Below are 18,343 nucleotides of genomic sequence, written 5' to 3'. Positions count from 1 at the left end.
CCCCGGTACGGCCCTGGCTGCTGTTGCTCGGCCTGGTGCTGGTGGCGCTGAACCTGCGCCCGGCGCTGTCGAGCCTGGCGCCGCTGCTGAACATGGTGCGCGAGCACACCGGCCTGTCGGCCGCCGCCGCGGGCCTGCTGACCACCCTGCCGGTGCTCTGCCTGGGCCTGTTCGCCCCGCTGGCGCCCCGCCTGGCGCGGCGCCTGGGTGCCGAGCGGGCGGTGCTGGCGATCCTCCTGCTGCTGGCCGCCGGCATCGTCCTGCGCAGCCTGTTCCCGATCGCCGGGCTGTTCCTCGGCAGCCTGGTGGCCGGCGCCAGCATCGGCGTCATCGGCGTGCTGCTGCCGGGCATCGTCAAGCGCGACTTCCCGCATATCGCCGGGACCATGACCGGCGTCTATACCATGGCCCTGTGCCTGGGCGCGGCGCTGGCCGCCGGGGCCAGCGTGCCCCTGGCCGGGCTGTTCGGCGGCAGCTGGCAGCCGGCCCTGGCCGCCTGGGCCCTGCCGGCGGTGCTGGCCGCGCTGGTCTGGCTGCCGCAGACGCGCCAGGTCCACCACGCCCACCGCCAGGCGTTCCAGGTCAAGGGCCTGTGGCGCGACCCGCTGGCCTGGCAGGTGACCCTGTACATGGGCCTGCAGTCGTCGCTGGCGTACATCGTGTTCGGCTGGCTGCCGTCGATCCTCATCGACCGCGGCCTGAGCCCGACGGCCGCCGGGCTGATGATGTCCGGCTCGGTGATGGTGCAGCTGCTCAGCGCCCTGGGCGCGCCCTGGTTCGGCACCCGCGGCCGCGACCAGCGCCTGGTGGTGTTCCTGGTCCTGGCGCTGACCCTCGCCGGCCTGCTCGGCCTGCTCTACGCGTCCACCGGCAGCCTTTGGCTGTGGGCGGTGGTACTCGGCCTGGGCCAGGGCGGCACCTTCAGCATCGGCCTGGCGCTGATCGTGCTGCGCTCGCCCGACGCCCACGTCGCCTCGCACCTGTCCGGCATGGCCCAGGGCGTGGGCTATACCCTGGCTGCCCTGGGGCCCTTCCTGGTCGGCCTGGTGCACGACCTGAGCGACGGCTGGGACGCGGTCGGCGCCATCTTCGTGGCCATCAGCCTGGGCGCGCTGATCGCCGGCCTCGGCGCCGGCCGCGACCGAATGGTGGGCGTACGCAGCGAGGCGCTCCAGTAAGCGGCGCGTCCCCGTAGGGCGCATAACGCCCAAGGCGTTATCCGCCGTCGTCGCCGGGTTCCGCGCATGGGCCAGCGGCGGATAACCGCGAACGGTTATTCGCCCTACGGTTCTGTAGGAGCGCGCCCTGCGCGCGAAACCGGCCTAGGGCGCCTTGTCCCCCGGCCCGCCCGGCGGCAGGGCGCCGCGCTTGGGGCTCTCGATCCAGTCGTTGACCAGGTTGTAGACCACCGCCAGCAGCACCGGGCCGAGGAACAGGCCGATGAAGCCGAAGCTGAGCAGCCCGCCCAGCACCCCGAGCAGCACCACCACCAGCGGCAGGTTGCCGCCGCGGCTGATCAGGTAGGGCTTGAGGATGTTGTCCACGCCGCTGATGACGAAGAAGCCCCAGATGCCCAGGAACACGCCATAGCCGTAGCTGCCCTCGAAGAACAGCCAGACGGTGGCCGGGCCCCAGACCAGCGGCGGGACCATCAGCAGGCTGCAGACGAAGGTCAGCAGGCCCAGCAGCAGCGCCCCCGGCACCCCGGCGATGAGGAAGCCGACGAAGGCCAGCACCGCCTGGGCCGCCGCGGTGCCGATCACACCGTTGACCACCCGCTGCACGGTGCCGGCGATCAGCTCCATGTAGTGTTCGGCGCGCGGGCCGATCAGGCGCTCCAGCATCTGGTAGGCGAAGGCCTCCAGGCGCTTGCCGTCGCGGTAGAAGAAGAAGATCAGCACCAGGCTCAGGACCAGCTCGAAGATGCCCCCGGCCAGCTTGGCCGAGCGCGCCAGCAGCCAGTTGCCCACCTCGCCCATGTAGGGCTTGAGCGCGGAGAAGATGGCCACCCCCTGCTGGTCGATGGAGTACCACCAGCCGATCAGCCGGTCGCCGATCAGCGGTGTGCGCGCCAGCCAGGTCGGCGGCGGCGGCAGCCCGGAGACCTGCAGGTTCTTCACCAGCTCGACGCCGGCGCGCAGCTTGTCCGCCATGCCGAAGCCCAGCCACAGCAGCGGCAGGGCCACCAGGACGATCCAGAAGGCGGTCAGCACGCCCGCCGCCAGCGCCTCGCGGCCGCCGGTCAGGCGCGTCAGCAGGCGCATCAGCGGCCAGCTGGCGAAGGCCAGCACGGCGGCCCAGAACAATGCCGTCCAGAACGGCGCCAGCACCCACAGGCTGGCGACTAGGAGGGTCACCAGGAGGATGCGCAACAGCAGGTTATCGAACATCGGGGCCGGACTCCTTCTCGGTACGGCGACGGCAGCCGGGCGCTCGCTGCGCCCAGCTTCAGCGTAGGCGAATCAGCGCAGCCAGGTCAGGTGCAGCCCGTCCCCTTCGCTGCCGCCCAGTTCCAGGCGGGCATCGCGCACGCCCTGGGCGGTGAGCGCGCTGCGCCAGTCGGCGGCATGGGCCCCGGCCAGCTCGACGCGCACGCCGGTGTCCTGGCGCAGGGTGCGCACCAGCAGGTCGAGCCAGGCGCCGCCGGGCTCGGCGGGCACGTGGCTGAGGGTCAGCTCGCCGTTGGCCTTGAGCAGGCGCATCAGGGTCGCGGCGCTGGGCAGCAGTTCGCCCAGTGCGCTGCCGGCGTCCAGCTGCTCAGCATGCAGGTAGGCACGGCGGTTGCCGCGGGTGATGGAGTAGACCGCCAGCAGGCTGTCCTGCTGCGGCGCGGCCAGGCGCACCAGCAGGTAGGCCTGCTGGTCGTCCGGGCCGTAGAGGCTGGATTTGCCGAACACGGCGTTGGCCAGCAGGCTGCTGGAGCCACAATCGCGGCCCTCGCACCAGAACAGCGGGGTGGCATCGGCCTTGAGCAGGTCCTTGCGCGCGGCGGCGAAGGCGTTGGCGCTGGAATCCTCGTCGGGCAGGCGGTAGGTCAGCGCGGTGAGCTGGCCGAGGGCGCGCACCTCGCCTTCCATGCGCAGGCGCCCGCTGATGCGGCTGATCGGCCCCAGCGGGTAGACCCGCTCGGTGCCGGGGGCGCTGCTGAAGTCGACGATTTCCGCCCTCGGGAAACGGGGCAGCAGGCTCAGGTCGTGGCTGTCGGGAACGTCGGCGGCGAAAACGCTGGCCGCGAACAGCGTGCCCACCAGGGGCAGCAGGGAGAGACGAGGCATGTCAGGCGTCGCACCTCCGTTGCGCACGCTGCGGGGCGTGCGCGCCCGGGCCGCTGGAATCCTTGGGGCCGCCCGGCGTGGCGGTGGCGAAGAGCTCGATCATGCAGAATCTCCCGACTGCGATCCATGCAGCGTCGTGGCAAGCCCTGCTTTAGTCAAGCGGGGTGCGGCAACGGGGTGTTTCCCCGCGACCAATCCCCCAGGAACGGCTGGAAGATCGCCGCCACCGCCTGCGCGCCCCCTTCGTCGTCCAGGTGCAGGTGATGGCCGCCAGGCAGCTCGTGGATTGCGAAGGGGCGCCCGTCGAGCAACTGGCGGATGCTCGGCTCGGCGGCGAGCATGCCACCCTGGGCCAGTACCAGGCTGACCGGGCACTGCACCGCCTGGACGAAGCTCGCGGAGTGGGCGCGGGTGAAACGCAGCGGCGAGGGCAGCGTCAGGCGCGCATCGCTGCGCCAGGTGAAGCCGCCGGGCACCGGCATCAATCCGCGCCGGGCCAGCAGTTCGGCGGCCTCGCGGCTGACCGCGCCGACGCCCTTCATGCGTGCCTCCACCGCGCGGTCGATGGCTTCGTACACCGGCTTGCGCTTGTTCGGCAGCGCCAGTTGCGCCTTCAGCGCCTCGCCCAGCTTGGCCGGCGCAGTGTCGGCCTCGCCGGTGTAGGGCACCAGGCCGTCGATCAGCGCCAGGCGCTCGATACGCTCGGGCATGGCGCCGGCCAGCAGCACCGAGACGATGGCGCCCATGGAATGCCCGAGCAGCGAGAAGCGCTCCCAGCCCAGTTGCTCGGCCACCGCCAGCACGTCGTAGGCGTAGTCCCACAGCAGGTAGCTGGCCCCGGCGGCGCGGTGCGCCGAGTGGCCATGGCCGGCGAAGTCCAGGGCGACGATGCGCAGCCCGTCCAGTTTCGGCGCCAGGCGCGCGAAGCTCATGGCGTTGTCCAGCCAGCCGTGCAGGGCCAGCACCGGCTTGCCGTCCTCGGGGCCGAACAGGTGCGCGGCCAGTTCGATGTGCGGAAGGTTCAGGCGGATCTCTTCGACCTGGGCGCTCATGGGCGGGCATTCTCCTGTTCGGCGCGGCGCTGCCAGCGCTCGACGACCTGCTTGATCAGTTCGGCGGTGTCGCGCGGGCGCTCCAGCGGGAACATGTGCCCGCCGGGCAACGACAGGGATTCGCCCCAGGGCGCGCGGCGCACCGCGCGGGCATGGTGCGGCAGCACCACCCGGCTGTGGCGGCCGCGCACCAGCGCCAGCGGCACCGCCAGGCGCCGCGGGCTGCCCGGTGCGGCGTGGGGCACGTTGCGGTAGATGCTGATCTCGGTGGCCGGGTCGAACTTCAGGCGCAGGCCCTGGCCGCTGGCGGCCAGGCCGTGGCGCACATAGTCCGCCAGGCAGTCCGGGTCGAAGCGGCGGAACAGCGACTTGCCGCCGAAGTAGCGCAGCGCCTCGTCGAAGTCGGCGAAGTCCTCGCGCCGCCCCAGGGTGCGCCCGGCCGGGGTGATGCGATCGATGAAGCCGAAGCGCTTGGCGGCGCGGATCACCCACTGGTCGGCGAAGGTCAGGGTCGGCGAGTCGAGCATCAGCACGCCGCGGTACAGCTCCGGGCGGCGCAGCGCCGCATGGTAATGCAGCAGGCCGCCGAGGGAATGGCCGACGCCCCACACCGGCGCGCCCTGCGCTTCCAGGTGGAACAGCAGCTCGTCCACCAGGTTCGCCCAGTTGGCGTTCACCGGAAAGCGCGGGTCGTGGCCGTGCATGTCCAGGTGGCGCACCTCGAATTCCGGCGCCAGGGCCTGGAACAGCTTGCCGTAGGTGGCCGAGGGGAAGCCGTTGGCGTGGGCGAAGAAAAGCGCTTGGGACATGCCGGTGACCGCGTGCTGGAGACGGCAGGATTTTCCCCCAGGCGGCAGCGGGCGACAATGGCCGGGCCCACCGCCGGCCAGGGCAGTCCGGCCAAAAGCCAGGCCTCAGCGTTGGCGCAGGCGCGCCGGCGGCAATCCGTAGGTGCGGCGGAACAGGCGGCTGAAGTGCGCCTGGTCGTAGAAGCCCAGGCTCAGCGCCACCTCGCTCAGCGGCTGGCCGGCGAGCACCCGCGGCAGGGCACGCTCCAGGCGCAGCTGGGTCAGCCACTGGTGCGGCGGCAGCCCGCAGTGGTTGCGGAAGCGCCGCAGCACCTGCCAGGGGCTGAGGTCGCAGAAGGCCGCCAGTTCGTCCAGCGTCGGCGGGTTTTCCAGGCGCGACTCCAGCCACTCGCGCAGGCGCCGCCAGGCCTGGGCGTCGAAGCCCTGACGCGGCTCGCGGATGCGCAGGCTGGAAGCATGCCCGAGCAGCGTGGCCAGGCCCTGCCAGAGCCGGCCCTCCTGTTCCAGCCGCTCGCCCCCGGCCAGCACCTGGTGCAGGCCGTGCAGTTGCTGCCGCAGCTGTTCGTCGCGCACCTGGCTGGCCAGCAGCCGCGGCGTGCCCTGGCGGCCGTCGCTGAGGCTGCGCGCGGCCTGCTCCAGCCACTGCGGCTCGATGGACAGCACGCGGATGCGATAGCCGTCCTCCCCCTCGCTGGCGCCGTCGTGAATGCTTTCCGGACTCATCAGCAGGATGTCGCCACCACCGGCCAGGCAGCGTTCGCCCGCGTGCACGTAGCGCTGGCGACCGTCGAGCATCAGCCCGATGTGATAGTCCAGGTGGAAGTGCCGGGGGAAGGCGAAACGGTGGTACTCGGCGTCGATGTAACGCACGCCGGGCAGCCCGCTGCGGTGGTGTTCGATGCGTTCCATGGGCCTACTCTAGCGCCGCGGCGCGGGCAGGTCTTGGATAAAATTGCGGGCTGGGGAATCCCATGGGGACGAATCGCGGACGGAGTCCGCTCCTACGTCCGTGCTTCCTGGAACCGTAGGAGCGGACTCTGTCCGCGATCATCCGTCGTTGAAAACGGCGGATAACGCCGTAGGCGTTATGCGCCCTACGAACTATCGCGAACACGGGAAACCGAGGTTCGCGAGCAAGCTCGCTCCTACGAAGAGCCAAAGCGGCTCTTGATTTTGGATTTCCAGAGAAATATCCGAGCGCACCGGAACGCCCCTTCAGAAGGCCGAGCGAAACCCGCGCTCAGGAGGTCATGCGACATGGATGTCGCTAGAGCCCCGATCAGCACAGGGACGTGCTGTCGGGGCGGGCCTCCGTGGCGGGGGAGTTCGTGAGGGTAGCCCGGCTCCATCGGGCCCGTATGCGGGGCAAGCCTTTTTGGTTCCTTTTGTGGCGTTTGACAAAAGGGACTCGCCCGAGGGGGCGAAACGAGGGATATCAACGCACTCGGAGCGGCGCGCTACACCAAGCCCTCAAGCCATTGGGGCCCGCGTTCGTGGGAGTGACGGGCTGGAGACCGGAGCGCAGGGCCATAACCGCAAACGAAGCCCCCTATGAAAAATGCCGTTTCTCCCATGGGAAGAAACGGCATTCTTTAAGGGAACAGCATCAGGGCATCTGCCCGGCCTCTCCCTGTGCGCCCGCGCCTATCAGAAGCGATAGGTGACTTGCGCAGTCAGGCCGTTGGCGCTGTTGTCGTACTTGGCGCTGTAGGCCGGTTGCAGACCGATGCCGGTGCCGTCCTTGACGTCGACGCTGGTACGGGTTTCCCATAGGTAGGCGTAGGCCACGTCCACGGTCAGGTCCGGGTTCGGCGACCAGCCGGCACCGAAGGTGACGATCTTGCGGTCGCCCACCGGGATGCGTACATTGCGGTACTCGTTGTCGGTTGGCGACGGGTCGTAGGCAAAGCCGGTCCGCAGCACCCATTCCGGGTTCAGCTGGTAGGAGGCGCCGATGGAGGCCGACCAGGTGTCGTGCCACTTCAGGTCCTCGCCGATAGTGCCGAAGCCCAGCGCCTGGCCCAGGGCCGGTACGCCGCTGTTGCGCACTTCGATGGCTTCCAGGCGGCTCCAGCGGGTCCACACGGCGCCGACGTAGCCGGTCCACTTGTCGTCGAACTTGTGGGTGATGGAGGTATCCACGGACTCGGGCAGGGTGATGTCCAGCTTGGCGTCGTAGCTGCCGTTCAGGCCGAAGGCGGCCGGGGAGTTCTTGACCTTGGTGCGGCCGCCCAGGTGGTAGTCGACCTTGGAGTGGTAGGTCAGGCCCCAGGTGGTGTCGTCGGTCAGGTCGACCATCACGCCGATGTTGTAGCCCAGCGCGGTGTCGTCGCCCTTGATGTCGATGTGGGTGTCGCCACCGCCGCCGTTCAGCGCATTGGTCGCCAGGTCGTTCTTCAGTTGGCCGTCGATGCGGTTGATGGTCGGGCCGAAGCCGACGGAGACCTTGTCGTTGATCTTGTAGGCGATGGTCGGCTGCAGGGTGATGACCTGGACCTTGCTGTAGGAACCGTGGTAGCTGCCCTGGAAGCCGTTCTCGTAGTCGTTGATGATGCCGTAGGGCACGTACATGCCCAGGCCGAAGGTGAAGTCCTCGTTGATCGGTGTGGAGATGTAGCCGAACGGGACAGCGGCCAGGGGTACGGAGTCGCCCTTGTTGGAGCCCGGGCCGGGGGCCTGGCTGATGTCGTCCTTGGCGTCGACGATGGCCAGGCCGCCGCTGACTTCGGTGCGCTTGAGCTTGGACAGGCCGGCCGGGTTACCGTAGATGGTGCTGGCGTCGAGTGCCGAGGAAGCGCGGCCCGCGTAGGCGGTGCCGGCGCCGCTGGCGCTCTGTTCGTTGATCGCGATGCCGTTGGCCAGGGCCTGGGCAGAGGCAGCGCTGATGGTCAGAGCGAGGGTGGTTTTGAGCCATGTTGTTTTCATTGTAAGAGCAACTCCTGTGGTCAACGGCGCGCAAGCTACCAAGATTCCCAGGCCTTTGGTAGTACCCCAAAGGGGCTCTACGTCGGGCTTTTGCGCGCAAAGGGCCGCCGTTGGGCGAGCCTTTAGCTTCGTTAATGTATGTAAATGAAAGCTGACTGATCGGTCATTGATCGAGGTCAGGCCGCGAGCAGCGGATCGCCGATGTATGCCTGCCAGGCGTCGAGGAAATCACGCAGGTGGCCATGGGGCCGGAACACCCGGCGCCAGACCCTGGCCTGGCCGAGGTGGTCGGTGGGGGCGGGCAGTGGCAGGCGCTGGGCCTCCACCAGCATCCAGGCGATGGCGGTGCTGTAGCGCAGGTTCACGGTCAGTTCCAGGTGCGGGGCGTCGAGGAAGGCGTGCTGGCTGGCCAGGCCGCGCACGCGGCTGGCGAGGTTCGGGTCCAGGGCCAGGTAGCGATCCCAGAGCTGTTGGTGGCGGTATTCGTCGATGCGGAACAGGCCGTGTCCGTGGCCGTTGTCCAGGCTGCTGCCAAGCGCCGATTGACAGGCCGCCGCTCCCAGCAACAGCGCCTCGGCCTCCCCGCTGTGACGTTCCAGGTACAGCAGGGTGGGCCGGATGACGTGCTGTCGCAGGTCGCAGGCGGCGATTCCCATGGTCTTGTCCCTCAATGAACGGCGGGGCTGGGCGTCTTGGCAGCTTCTGATGTTCTCCTGGGCCCCGCCGTAAGCGGACTTAGCCGCTCGATTTGAAGTGTAGTGCGACAAATCCGCTGTAAAGGACTGTTTTTAAATTGTTTTGACTTTCTGCAGCGCAGGCATATTCCTCGATGTGATTAACCGGGAATGGGTTACCGCGTCGGGAAAGGAGCCCCGGGCCGCGCCAGATGCGGCCTGGGGCGGGGCGTCAGGCGCCGGTGGCCACCGGGTGCCGCGGGTCGGTGATCCATTCGCTCCAGGAGCCGGCGTAGAGGCGGCCCAGGGGGTAGCCGGCCAGGCTCAGGGCGAACAGGTTGTGGCAGGCGGTGACGCCGGAGCCGCAGTAGGCCACCAGCTCCTGGGCCGGGCGGCCGCGCAGCAGGTGGGCGAAGCGCTGGTGCAGCTGCGCCGGCGGCAGGAAGCGGCCGTCGCTGCCGAGGTTGTCGGTGAAGGCCGCGCACTGGGCGCCGGGGATGTGGCCTGCGACCGGGTCGATGGGCTCCACCTCGCCGCGGAAGCGCGGCTCGGCGCGGGCGTCGATCAGCGGCAGCTGCGGGTCGGCGAGCAGCGCCGAGAGTTCGCCGGCGTCGATCAGCAGGCCGTTGTCCGGCTCGCCGTGGAACGCGCCCCGGGGCACCGCCGGCTCGGCGGTGGTCAGCGGCAGGCCGGCGGCGCGCCAGGCGTTCATGCCGCCGTCGAGCAGGTACACGCCGTCGCGCTTGCCCAGCCACAGCAGCAGCCACCAGGCGCGGGCGGCGAAGGCGCCGGGGCCGTCGTCGTAGAGCACCACCTCGTCGCTGTTGTCCAGGCCCCAGGCGCGCAGGCGCTGGATCAGCGCATCGGCGTCGGGCAGCGGGTGGCGGCCGGTCACGCCCTTGACCACCGGCGCGGAGAGGTCGCGCTCGAGGTCGGCGTACTGGGCGCCGGGGATGTGGTTCTCGGCGAACACGCGGGCGCCGTAGCCCGGGTCGTCCAGGGCGAAGCGGCAGTCGAGGATCAGCAGGCCGGGTTCGTCCAGGCGGGCTGCCAGTTGTTGCGGGCTGAGCAGGCGGGCGAGTGACATCGTGCGGGTTCCTGTGTCGTGACGGTTTCCTCGCGCATCATAAGGCTTGTGCAATGGAAAACGCCGGTCTGCGGCGGCTTTCTTCGATCCGATGGAGTTTTTGCCCATGTCCAGTCTGCAACCGGCGACCCAGGCGGCCTCGCGGGCGCGCGTCTGCGCCATCGCCCTGGCGACCGGCCTGATCACCCTCTACTACAGCCTGCTGGTGCTGTCCCTGGCCGCCATCGGCCGCCTGCGCCGCGAGCGCGTGGACCGCTACACCCGCCAGTGGTCCGGCCTGCTGCTGCGCCTGGTGCGCATGCGCCTGAGCGTGCACGGGGCCATGCCGGACTTCGGCGACGGGCGGCGCTACATGATCCTCTGCAACCACTCCAGCCACTACGACATCCCGGCCAGCTTCGCTGCGCTGCCCGGCTCGATCCGCATGCTGGCCAAGCGCGAGCTGTACCGCATCCCGGTGCTCGGCCGGGCCATGCGCGCCGCCGAGTTCCCTTCCATTGACCGGCACAACGGCCAGCGCGCCCGCGACGACCTGCAGCGTGCGCGGCAAATGATGGAGAGCGGCATCGTGCTGTGGGCGGCGCCGGAGGGCACCCGCTCGGACGACGGGCGCCTGCTGCCGTTCAAGAAGGGCTGCTTCCGCCTGGCGCTGGACACCGACGCGGTGATCGTCCCGGTGGCCATCCGCGGCATCCACCGGGTGCTGCCGGCGCGCACCTTCGACCTCAACCTGGGCCAGCCGGTGGACCTGCTGGTGGGCCGCCCGGTGGATGCCGCGGCCTTCCGCGGGCAGGGCCTGGACGTCCTGATGGGCGAAGTCCGCGGGCGCATGCAGGAACTGCTGGAGCCGGGCGCCGCGAAGTGCGCCGAAGCGGCCCGCGAGGAGCCGCTGGCGCTGGGCTGAGGCGCCTCAGCGGAGCTTCAGGCGGCCGATGCGGTCGTTTTCCAGACTGCCGAAGTACAGGTAGTCGCCCACCGGCTTGGCCGAGGTGATCATGCGCAGGTGCTGGCCGCTGGTGTCGTGCAGGCTGCGCACTATCTGGCCGTTCTCGTCCAGGGCGATGACCAGCCCGTAGGGCACCGGCTTGGGCAGCAGCGCGCGCGGCAGCTTGGTCAACTGGCGCTTGAGCCAGGGCTGGCCGAGGATGAAGTCGGCGTCGGCCTTGCGCGGCGTCGGCAGGGCCACCCAGAAGGTGCCCTTGCGGTCGCCCTGGAGGTTGTCCGGCAGCCCCGGCAGGTTGTCGATGAAGATGTCCTGCTGCCCGGCCTTGGGGCCTTTCAGCCAGTAGCGGGCGATGCGGTAGCGGTAGGTCTCGTTGACCAGCACGAAGTCCTCGTTGGCCGATAGCGCCACGCCGTTGGCGAAGTACAGGTCCTTGAGCAGCGTCTCGGTCTTGCCGGTCGCCGGGTCGTAGCGCAGCAGGCGGCCGTGGGGGCGGGTCTCCAGGTAGTCGAGGATGTAGTCGGGCTGACGGAAGCGGCTGGAGGCGTCGCTGAAGTAGATGCGCCCGTCGCTGGCGATGTCCAGGTCGTCGGTGAAGGCGAAGGGCACGCCGTCGGCCTCGGTGGCCAGCACGCTGACCTGGCCCCGGGGGTCGATCTTCAGCAGGCCCTTCCAGGCGTCGGCGACGATCAGGTTGCCCTGGGCGTCGAAATCCATGCCCAGCGGGCGGCCGCCGGTCTCGGCGAAGGTGCTGACCTGGCCGTTGTCCAGGCGCACCACGCGGCCGTCGTCCAGGCCGGCGTAGAGGCGGCCCTGGGCGTCCACCGCGGTGTCTTCCGGGCCCTTCACCTGGCCCAGGCCGAGCAGCTCGGCCTTCATCAGGGTGTCGTTGGGCTCCAGCACGCCGGTCATCGGCGGCGCCGGCGGCGGGTTCCAGGCCACGGGGTCGATGGGGCAGGGGGTGATGGCGAGGTAGACCGCGGCGGCAGCGATCAGCAATACCAGCAGGGTTGCGAGTTTCTTCATCATGAAGGCTTCTTGTCGGGGATCCTGGGGCGGGAAAGATAAGCCTTCGTCCGCATCTGTACAGCCTTGTAGGCAAAAGCGGAATGCTCGTACATCATCCGGCCCGATATAATGCGCCCTACGTGAAGCAAGGAGATGTTCGTGAGCGCCCTCGATATCCGGTGGATCCGCGACGATGCCAGCCTGGCGCAGCAATGCCGGGACTGGAAACAACGGCCGTACCTGGCACTCGATACCGAGTTCATGCGCGTCGATACCTTTTACCCCGGAGCCGGCCTGGTGCAGGTCGGCGACGGCGAGCGGGCGTGGCTGATCGACCCGCTGCTGATCCGCGACTGGTCGCCCTTCGCCAAGGTGCTGGAGGCGCCCTCGGTGGTCAAGGTGTTCCATGCCTGCGGCGAGGACCTGGAAGTCTTCCAGCGCCTGACCGGCAGCCTGCCGCAGCCGCTGTTCGACACCCAGCTGGCCGCCGCCTACCTGGGCATGGCGCATTCCATGGGCTATTCCAAGCTGGTGCTGGAGATGCTCGGCCTGGACCTGCCCAAGGACGAGACGCGTTCGGACTGGCTGCAGCGCCCGCTGACCGAGATGCAGGTGCGCTATGCCGCCGAGGACGTGCAGCACCTGGCCGAGGTCTACGTGAAGCTGGCGCCGCGCCTGCCCGAGCACAAGCTGGCCTGGCTGCTGGCCGATGGCGCCGACCTGGTCGCCAACCAGACCCGCGTCAGCGACCCGCGCGAGGCCTGGCGCGACGTCAAGCTGGCCTGGAAGCTGGCCCCGCAGCAGCTCGCGGTGCTGCGCGAGGTCTGCGCCTGGCGCGAGGAGCAGGCGCGCCTGCGCAACCAGCCGCGCAACCGCATCCTGCGCGAGCAGACGCTGTGGCCGCTGGCGCGCCTGCAGCCGAAGGACAAGCAGGCACTGGCGCGCATCGACGAGATGCACCCGCGCACCGTGCGCCAGGATGGCGACACCCTGCTGGCGCTGCTCGCCCATGCCGCCGCGCTGCCCGCCGAGCAATGGCCCGAGCCTCTGCCCGAGCCGCTGCCGCGCGAGGTGACGCCGCTGCTCAAGCGGCTGCGCGAGGTCGGCCAGCGCGAGGCCGAGCGCCAGGGCATGGCCCCGGAGCTGATGCTGCGCAAGAAGATTCTCGAGGCGCTGCTCAAGAGCGGCTACCCCGACGGCCCCTACCGCCTGCCCGATTCCCTGCAGGGCTGGCGCCGTGAACTGATGGGCCAGGCCCTGCTGGATTGCCTGGCCACCCCGGAGAACCCATGAAACGCATCTGCTCCATCTACAAGAGCCCGCGCAAGAACGAGATGTACCTGTACGTCGACAAGCGCGAGGCCCTGAGCCGCGTGCCCGAGGCCCTGCTGGCGGCGTTCGGCGCGCCGCAGCACGCCTTCGACCTGGTGCTCAGCCCCGAGCGCAAGCTGGCCCGCGAAGATATCCACAAGGTGCTGGAGAACATCGAGAAGCAGGGTTTCCACCTGCAGATGCCGCCGGCGGAGGAGGAGTACATCGAGCACCTGCCCGAAGAGCTGCTGCGGATGAATGATCCTCTTTGAGGCGTCGAAAAGCCGACGCCTACGCGAATTGGTGCGAAATTGCTGTGCAAGTTGTGGGTGCAAGAGCATTATTGCGTCAGAAAATGCCTGGTTAAGCGGAACGCCTAGGCTTCCAGCCGGTCTACAGGCCCTCCGTTCAACTCGCACAGAATCGCCGCTGCACGCAGGGACGATAACGACAATGCCAACCAACGTGCCTCCGCCTTGCCCCACGGGTGCGATTTAAACCATGCGCCTGCTCATCCTCGATCGCGAACATACCCTCTACGCCGCGCTGACCATGGCTGCCGAGCCCAGCCTCAGCGTGGTATCCGGCGACAAACCCGACAACCTCGTCGAGGCCGCCGCCGAATGCCCGGTGTGGCTGGGCGAGCCCGACCTGGTGGCGCAACTGCTGCGCAAGGGCGTGCACCCCGTCTGGGTGCAGTCCACCTGGGCCGGCATCACCCCGCTGCTGGCCGACGACCTGCCCAAGGACTACGCCCTGAGCCGCGCGGTGGGCATCTTCGGCCAGGTGATGAGCGAATACCTGCTGACCTACATGCTGGCCCACGAGCGCCAGTTCCTCGGGCGCCTGGCCAGCCAGGTGGGCAGCCAGTGGGACGACCGCGCGCCCGGCAGCCTGCGTGGCCGCCACGTGCTGCTGGTGGGCACCGGCGAGATCGGCCTGGCCGTGGCGCACATGCTGGCCGCCTTCGGCGTCGAGCTGACCGGCGTGGCGCGCACCCCGCGGCCGCTGCAGCCGTTCCAGCGGGTGGGCTCGCTGGCCGAGCTGCCGCGCCTGGTGGAGACCGCCGACTACGTGGTCAACCTGCTGCCCGACACCCCGGACACCCAGGACATCTTCGACCTGGCGCTGTTCCAGCGGATGAAGCCCTCGACGCTGTTCATCAACGCCGGGCGCGGTGTCGCGGTGGTCGATGCCGACCTGATCAGCGCCCTGGAAAGCAACCGCCTGGCCGGCGCCGTCATCGACGTCTGCCGCCAGGAGCCGCTGCCGCCGCAGCACCCGTTCTGGAGTGCGCCGCGCCTGCTGCTCACCGGCCACACCGCCGCGCCGACGCTGCCGGGGCCGATGGTGGAGCTGTTCCGCGAGAACCTGTCGCGCTTCTGGGCCGGGCAGCCCATGCGCGGCGAAGTGGACTTCACCCGCGGCTACTGACGTCGGGCGCCCCGCGCGGGGCGCCCTGTCCCTTACAGGCTGAAATCGCCCTCGGCGGCCAACTGCTCCAGCGGCCGGCGCGGGCTGGGCGTTTCGCGCGCCTGCAGGCTTTCCGGGAGGATCGCCTTGTCGCCGAGCTTGCCGATGGCGATGGCGGCGTGGATCTCGTGGTCGTCCGGCACCTTCAGCTCGACGCGGGTGGCCTCGCGGTCGAAGCCGGCCATGCCGTGGCTGTGCCAGCCGGCCAGGCTCGTCTGCAGGGCCAGGAAGCCCCAGGCAGCGCCGGTGTCGAAGGTGTGCCAGAGCGCCGGTTTCTCCTCGCTGGAGCCGGGCGGGGCGAAGGTGGTCTTGGACAGCACTATCACCAGCGCCGCGGCGTTCTGCGCCCAGCCGCGGTTGAATTCGCCCAGCAGGTCCAGGTAGCGCTGCCAGTTCGGCGTGTCGCGGCGCGCGTAGAGGAAGCGCCAGGGCTGCGAGTTGAACGAGGAGGGCGCCCAGCGCGCGGCTTCGAGGAAGCCCAGCAGGGTTTCCTCGGGGATGCTCTCGCCACTGAAGGCGCGGGGCGACCAGCGATTGATGAACTGCGGGTCGATGGGATAGTCGGCAACGCGGGGATTGGCGCTCATGGCGGCTCCTGCTGGCAAGGGGGGATGGTGCCGTGGACGGCTGGGCATCGCGGATCATGGGTGAGGCGGCGGCCCGCTCGGGCCTGATGGTGGAGGAAAGCTACCCAGCCGCGCGGCCCCTGGCAAGCGCTCCGGTGGTCACCTGCGCTTGGCCGGCGCGGCGCCTGGGCATAGACTTGGCGCCCCGTGAAAAGCCCCACCTAGAAAAACGATGGCCGCCAAAGTCGAACCCTTCTGGAAACGCAAGACCCTCGAACAGCTCGATCAGCAGGAATGGGAGTCGCTGTGCGACGGCTGCGGTTTGTGCTGCCTGCAGAAACTCGAGGACGAGGACGACGGCACCGTCTACTACACGCGCATCGCCTGCAAGCTGCTGGACCTGAAGACCTGCCGCTGCACCGACTACGCCAACCGCCGCGCCAGCGTGCCCGACTGCATCCAGCTCACCCCGGCCCAGGCCGACGAGTTCCGCTGGCTGCCGCCGACCTGCGGCTACCGCCTGGTGGCCGAGGGCAAGGACCTGCCGCTGTGGCACCACCTGGTCTGCGGCGACCCCGACGCGGTGCACCACGAGCGCATCTCGCAGTCCGGGCGGATGCTCAGCGAGACCGCGGTGGCCGAGGACGACTGGGAAGAGCACCTGATCTTCCGGGCGGGGTGATATCGCCTGGGAGAATCGCGGACGGAGTCCGCTCCTACGCCGCCCCACCCACGTCATTCCCCTGTAGGAGCGGACTCCGTCCGCGATCGACCCGGCGCAGGCCGTAGGGCGCATAACCGTTCGCGGTTATCCGCCGCTGGCCGCAACGCCTGTGCCCGCGAGTGGTGGCGGATAACGCCGTAGGCGTTATGCGCCCTACGGTTATGGCTTGGCCGTAGCGCCGTAGGGCGAATAACCGTTCGCGGTTATCCGCCGCTGGCCGCAACGCCGGTGCCCGCGAGTGGTGGCGGATAACGCCGTAGGCGTTATGCGCCCTACGGTTATGGCTCGGCCGTGGCGCCGTAGGGCGCATAACCGTTCGCGGTTATCCGCCGCTGGCCGCAACGCCGGTGCCCGCGAATGACGGCGGATAACGCCGTAGGCGTTATGCGCCCTACGGTTATGGCCCGGCCGTAGCGCCGTAGGGCGAATAACCGTTCGCGGTTATCCGCCGATGGCTGGAACACCGATGTCCGCGGATGACGGCGGATAACGCCGCAGGCGTTATGCGCCCTACGGTTATGACAGGCCCAGCACCTTGAACACGAAGGCGTATTCCAGGGCCACGTCCTTGAGTCCCTGGTAGCGCCCGCTCATGCCGCCGTGGCCGGCGCCCAGGTCGGTCTTGAGCAGCAGCAGGTTGTCGTCGGTCTTGCTGGCGCGCAGCTTGGCCACCCACTTGGCCGCTTCCCAGTACTGCACGCGGCTGTCGTTGTAGCCGGCCACCACCAGCAGCGCCGGGTAGTCCTGGGCGCAGACGTTCTCGTAGGGCGCGTAGGCGCGGATACGCTCGTAGACCTCGTGCTCCTGCGGGTTGCCCCATTCGTCGTACTCGGTGACGGTCAGCGGCAGGTCCGGGTCGAGCATGGTGTTGAGCACGTCGACGAAGGGCACCTCGGCGATGCAGGCGGCGAACTGCTGCGGGCGCTGGTTGAGCACCGCGCCCATCAGCAGGCCACCGGCGCTGCCGCCGCTGATCACGGTCTGCGCCGGGGTGCTGTAGCCCTCGGCGCAGAGGTGCTCGGCGCAGGCGATGAAGTCGCTGAAGCTGTTCTGCTTGTGCGCCAGCTTGCCGGCGCGGTACCAGGCCTCGCCCAGCTCGCCGCCGCCGCGCACGTGGGCGATGGCGAAGACGAAGCCGCGCTCCAGCAGGCTCAGGCGGGCGTGGGAGAACCAGGGATCGAGGCTCGCCCCGTAGGCGCCGTAGCCGTACAGGTACAGCGGCGCCGGGCGGCCGGCGGCGATGCCTTGCAGTACCTCGCGGCGCGCCACCAGGCTGATCGGCACCTGCACGCCATCCACGCTGCCGGCCCAGAGCCGGCGGCTCTCGTAGGCGTCGGCGTCGAAGGGGCCTTCCACCGGGGTTTCCTTGAGCACCTGCTGGGCGCCGTCGAGCAGGCCCAGCTGGCGGATCTGCGCCGGGCGGTTGAGCGCCTCGTAGCGCAGGCGGATGACCGGGCTGTGGAATTCCAGGCTGTCCTGCACGTACAGGTTGTAGGCCGCGTCCGGCAGCTCCACGCGGCGCGGCGCCTGGCCTGCGGCGTGGACCTCGACGATCGGCAGGCCGCCCTCGCGCAGGCTGAGGGTGAAGGCATCCTGGTTGAGGGTGACGTCGTCGAGCATCACGCTGTCGCGGTGGGCGATCAGTTCGCGCCAGTGCTCGCGGTCGGGCTGCGCTTCGCTGGCGCTGTAGAGGGCGAAGTTGATGCCGGCCTGGTTGCTGCGCACGAACCAGGTCCACTCGCCGTCCAGGCGACCGTGGTCGACGTGGTATTCGTGGTCTTCCTGGCGTGGCGCCAGGCAGCGGAAGTCGCCGCGCGGCTGTTCGGCGTCGAGCACCCAGGCCTCGCTGGTGGTCTTGCTGCCCAGCAGCAGCACCAGCTGGCGCTCGGAGCTGGCGCGGTAGCAGTGCAGGAAGAAGCGCCCGTCGGGCTCCTCGAACACCAGTTCGGCGCCGGGCTCGCCCAGGGTGTGGTGGTACAGCTTGTGCGGGCGGTGGGTCTCGTCCAGCTCGCCGAAGAACAGGGTGCGGCTGTCATTGGCCCAGGTCATGCTGCCGTCGCAGTCGTCGAAGGGCAGTTCTTCCACGGCGCCGCTGGCCAGGTCCTTGACGTACAGGCTGTAGATCTCGTCGCCGCTGGTGTCCAGGCTGTAGGCCAGGCGCGAATGGTCGGGGCTGATGCTGAAGGCGCCGAGGGAGAGGAAGCCGCCGGCGGCCAGTTCGTTGGGGTCGAGCAGCAACTGCTCGGCGCTTTCGTCCACGACCAGCGAGTCGCCGGCCGGGCGCGGGCAGCGGTAGTGGCGCGGGTACTCGTCGCCGGCGGTGGTGCGCTGGTAATACAGCCACGGGCCCCAGGGCGAGGGCAGCGACAGGTCGGTCTCGCGGATGCGGCCCTTGATCTCCTGGAACAGTTGTTCGCGCAGTTCGGCCTGCCCGGCCAGCTCGGTTTCGAGGTAGGCGTTCTCCGCCTTGAGGTAGTCGAGCACTTCGGCGCTGTC

Annotated in this window: 17 protein-coding genes; 6 read left to right on the top strand and 11 right to left on the bottom strand. The window is 69.4% G+C overall.

Annotation, left to right across the window (positions count from 1 at the left end; genetic code table 11):
• Positions 1-1,178: MFS transporter (locus DK254_RS04170; protein ID WP_109932993.1), on the top strand; the 1,178-nt coding region annotated here is incomplete at its 5' end.
• A 144-nt stretch (positions 1,179-1,322) separates the two neighbouring features.
• Here the strand turns inward: DK254_RS04170 and DK254_RS04165 are convergent.
• The 8 genes from DK254_RS04165 to DK254_RS04130 all read right to left on the bottom strand — a co-directional run bounded on the left by DK254_RS04165 (position 1,323) and on the right by DK254_RS04130 (position 9,822).
• A complete protein-coding gene (locus DK254_RS04165; RefSeq protein ID WP_109932452.1) occupies positions 1,323-2,390 on the bottom strand; it encodes an AI-2E family transporter in 1,068 nt (355 codons plus the stop codon).
• A gap of 72 nt (positions 2,391-2,462) precedes the next feature.
• Positions 2,463-3,275, bottom strand: coding sequence for a DUF4892 domain-containing protein (locus tag DK254_RS04160; protein WP_109932450.1), 813 nt, complete (start codon positions 3,273-3,275; stop codon positions 2,463-2,465).
• Positions 3,276-3,430: 155 nt separating this feature from the next.
• Positions 3,431-4,327: an alpha/beta fold hydrolase gene (locus DK254_RS04155; protein WP_109932448.1), complete on the bottom strand. Its 897-nt coding sequence runs from the start codon at positions 4,325-4,327 to the stop codon at positions 3,431-3,433.
• Positions 4,324-5,136 (bottom strand): alpha/beta fold hydrolase, encoded by an 813-nt coding sequence (locus DK254_RS04150; protein WP_089394930.1) that lies wholly within the window; start codon positions 5,134-5,136, stop codon positions 4,324-4,326. The genes DK254_RS04155 and DK254_RS04150 overlap by 4 nt, the downstream gene beginning before the upstream one ends.
• Positions 5,137-5,241: 105 nt before the next feature.
• Positions 5,242-6,045, bottom strand: a complete 804-nt coding sequence (locus DK254_RS04145; protein ID WP_109932446.1) for an AraC family transcriptional regulator — start codon at positions 6,043-6,045, stop codon at positions 5,242-5,244.
• Between the two features lie 738 nt (positions 6,046-6,783).
• On the bottom strand, positions 6,784-8,061 hold the full coding sequence (locus DK254_RS04140) for an outer membrane protein transport protein (RefSeq protein ID WP_109932444.1): 1,278 nt from the start codon (positions 8,059-8,061) through the stop codon (positions 6,784-6,786).
• Positions 8,062-8,237: 176 nt separating this feature from the next.
• Entirely contained in the window at positions 8,238-8,717 is a 480-nt protein-coding gene (locus tag DK254_RS04135; protein ID WP_089393646.1) for a hypothetical protein, read from the bottom strand.
• A gap of 250 nt (positions 8,718-8,967) precedes the next feature.
• Positions 8,968-9,822 (bottom strand): sulfurtransferase, encoded by an 855-nt coding sequence (locus tag DK254_RS04130; protein WP_109932442.1) that lies wholly within the window; start codon positions 9,820-9,822, stop codon positions 8,968-8,970.
• Positions 9,823-9,928: 106 nt separating this feature from the next.
• Between DK254_RS04130 and DK254_RS04125 the strand changes: the two genes are divergently transcribed.
• The gene (locus tag DK254_RS04125; RefSeq protein WP_109932440.1) at positions 9,929-10,726 is read left to right on the top strand and encodes a 1-acyl-sn-glycerol-3-phosphate acyltransferase; all 798 of its coding nucleotides are present in this window, start codon (positions 9,929-9,931) and stop codon (positions 10,724-10,726) included.
• A 6-nt stretch (positions 10,727-10,732) separates the two neighbouring features.
• Here the strand turns inward: DK254_RS04125 and DK254_RS04120 are convergent, their stop codons facing one another.
• Entirely contained in the window at positions 10,733-11,791 is a 1,059-nt protein-coding gene (locus DK254_RS04120; RefSeq protein ID WP_109932992.1) for an SMP-30/gluconolactonase/LRE family protein, read from the bottom strand.
• Between the two features lie 135 nt (positions 11,792-11,926).
• Between DK254_RS04120 and rnd the strand changes: the two genes are divergently transcribed.
• The 3 genes from rnd (at position 11,927) to DK254_RS04105 (ending at position 14,518) form a co-directional block, all read left to right on the top strand.
• Positions 11,927-13,066, top strand: a complete 1,140-nt coding sequence (rnd, locus tag DK254_RS04115) for a ribonuclease D (RefSeq protein ID WP_371921093.1) — start codon at positions 11,927-11,929, stop codon at positions 13,064-13,066.
• Positions 13,063-13,356, top strand: a complete 294-nt coding sequence (locus DK254_RS04110) for a YcgL domain-containing protein (RefSeq protein WP_043312776.1) — start codon at positions 13,063-13,065, stop codon at positions 13,354-13,356. Before rnd ends, DK254_RS04110 begins: the two co-directional genes overlap by 4 nt.
• Positions 13,357-13,585: 229 nt before the next feature.
• Entirely contained in the window at positions 13,586-14,518 is a 933-nt protein-coding gene (locus DK254_RS04105; protein WP_109932438.1) for a D-2-hydroxyacid dehydrogenase, read from the top strand.
• Between the two features lie 32 nt (positions 14,519-14,550).
• Here the strand turns inward: DK254_RS04105 and DK254_RS04100 are convergent, their stop codons facing one another.
• Positions 14,551-15,144 (bottom strand): nitroreductase family protein, encoded by a 594-nt coding sequence (locus DK254_RS04100; protein ID WP_109932436.1) that lies wholly within the window; start codon positions 15,142-15,144, stop codon positions 14,551-14,553.
• Positions 15,145-15,355: 211 nt separating this feature from the next.
• On the opposite strand from DK254_RS04100, the gene DK254_RS04095 reads away from it, so the two are divergent.
• Positions 15,356-15,805 (top strand): YcgN family cysteine cluster protein, encoded by a 450-nt coding sequence (locus tag DK254_RS04095; RefSeq protein WP_089393640.1) that lies wholly within the window; start codon positions 15,356-15,358, stop codon positions 15,803-15,805.
• A 558-nt stretch (positions 15,806-16,363) separates the two neighbouring features.
• On the opposite strand, the gene DK254_RS04090 is transcribed toward DK254_RS04095, so the two are convergent.
• Positions 16,364-18,343: S9 family peptidase (locus DK254_RS04090; RefSeq protein ID WP_109932989.1), on the bottom strand; the 1,980-nt coding region annotated here is incomplete at its 5' end.

Source organism: Pseudomonas sp. RW407 (assembly GCF_003176655.1).
Classification (GTDB): domain Bacteria; phylum Pseudomonadota; class Gammaproteobacteria; order Pseudomonadales; family Pseudomonadaceae; genus Pseudomonas; species Pseudomonas delhiensis.
This window is presented reverse-complemented; position numbering and strand designations above follow the sequence as displayed.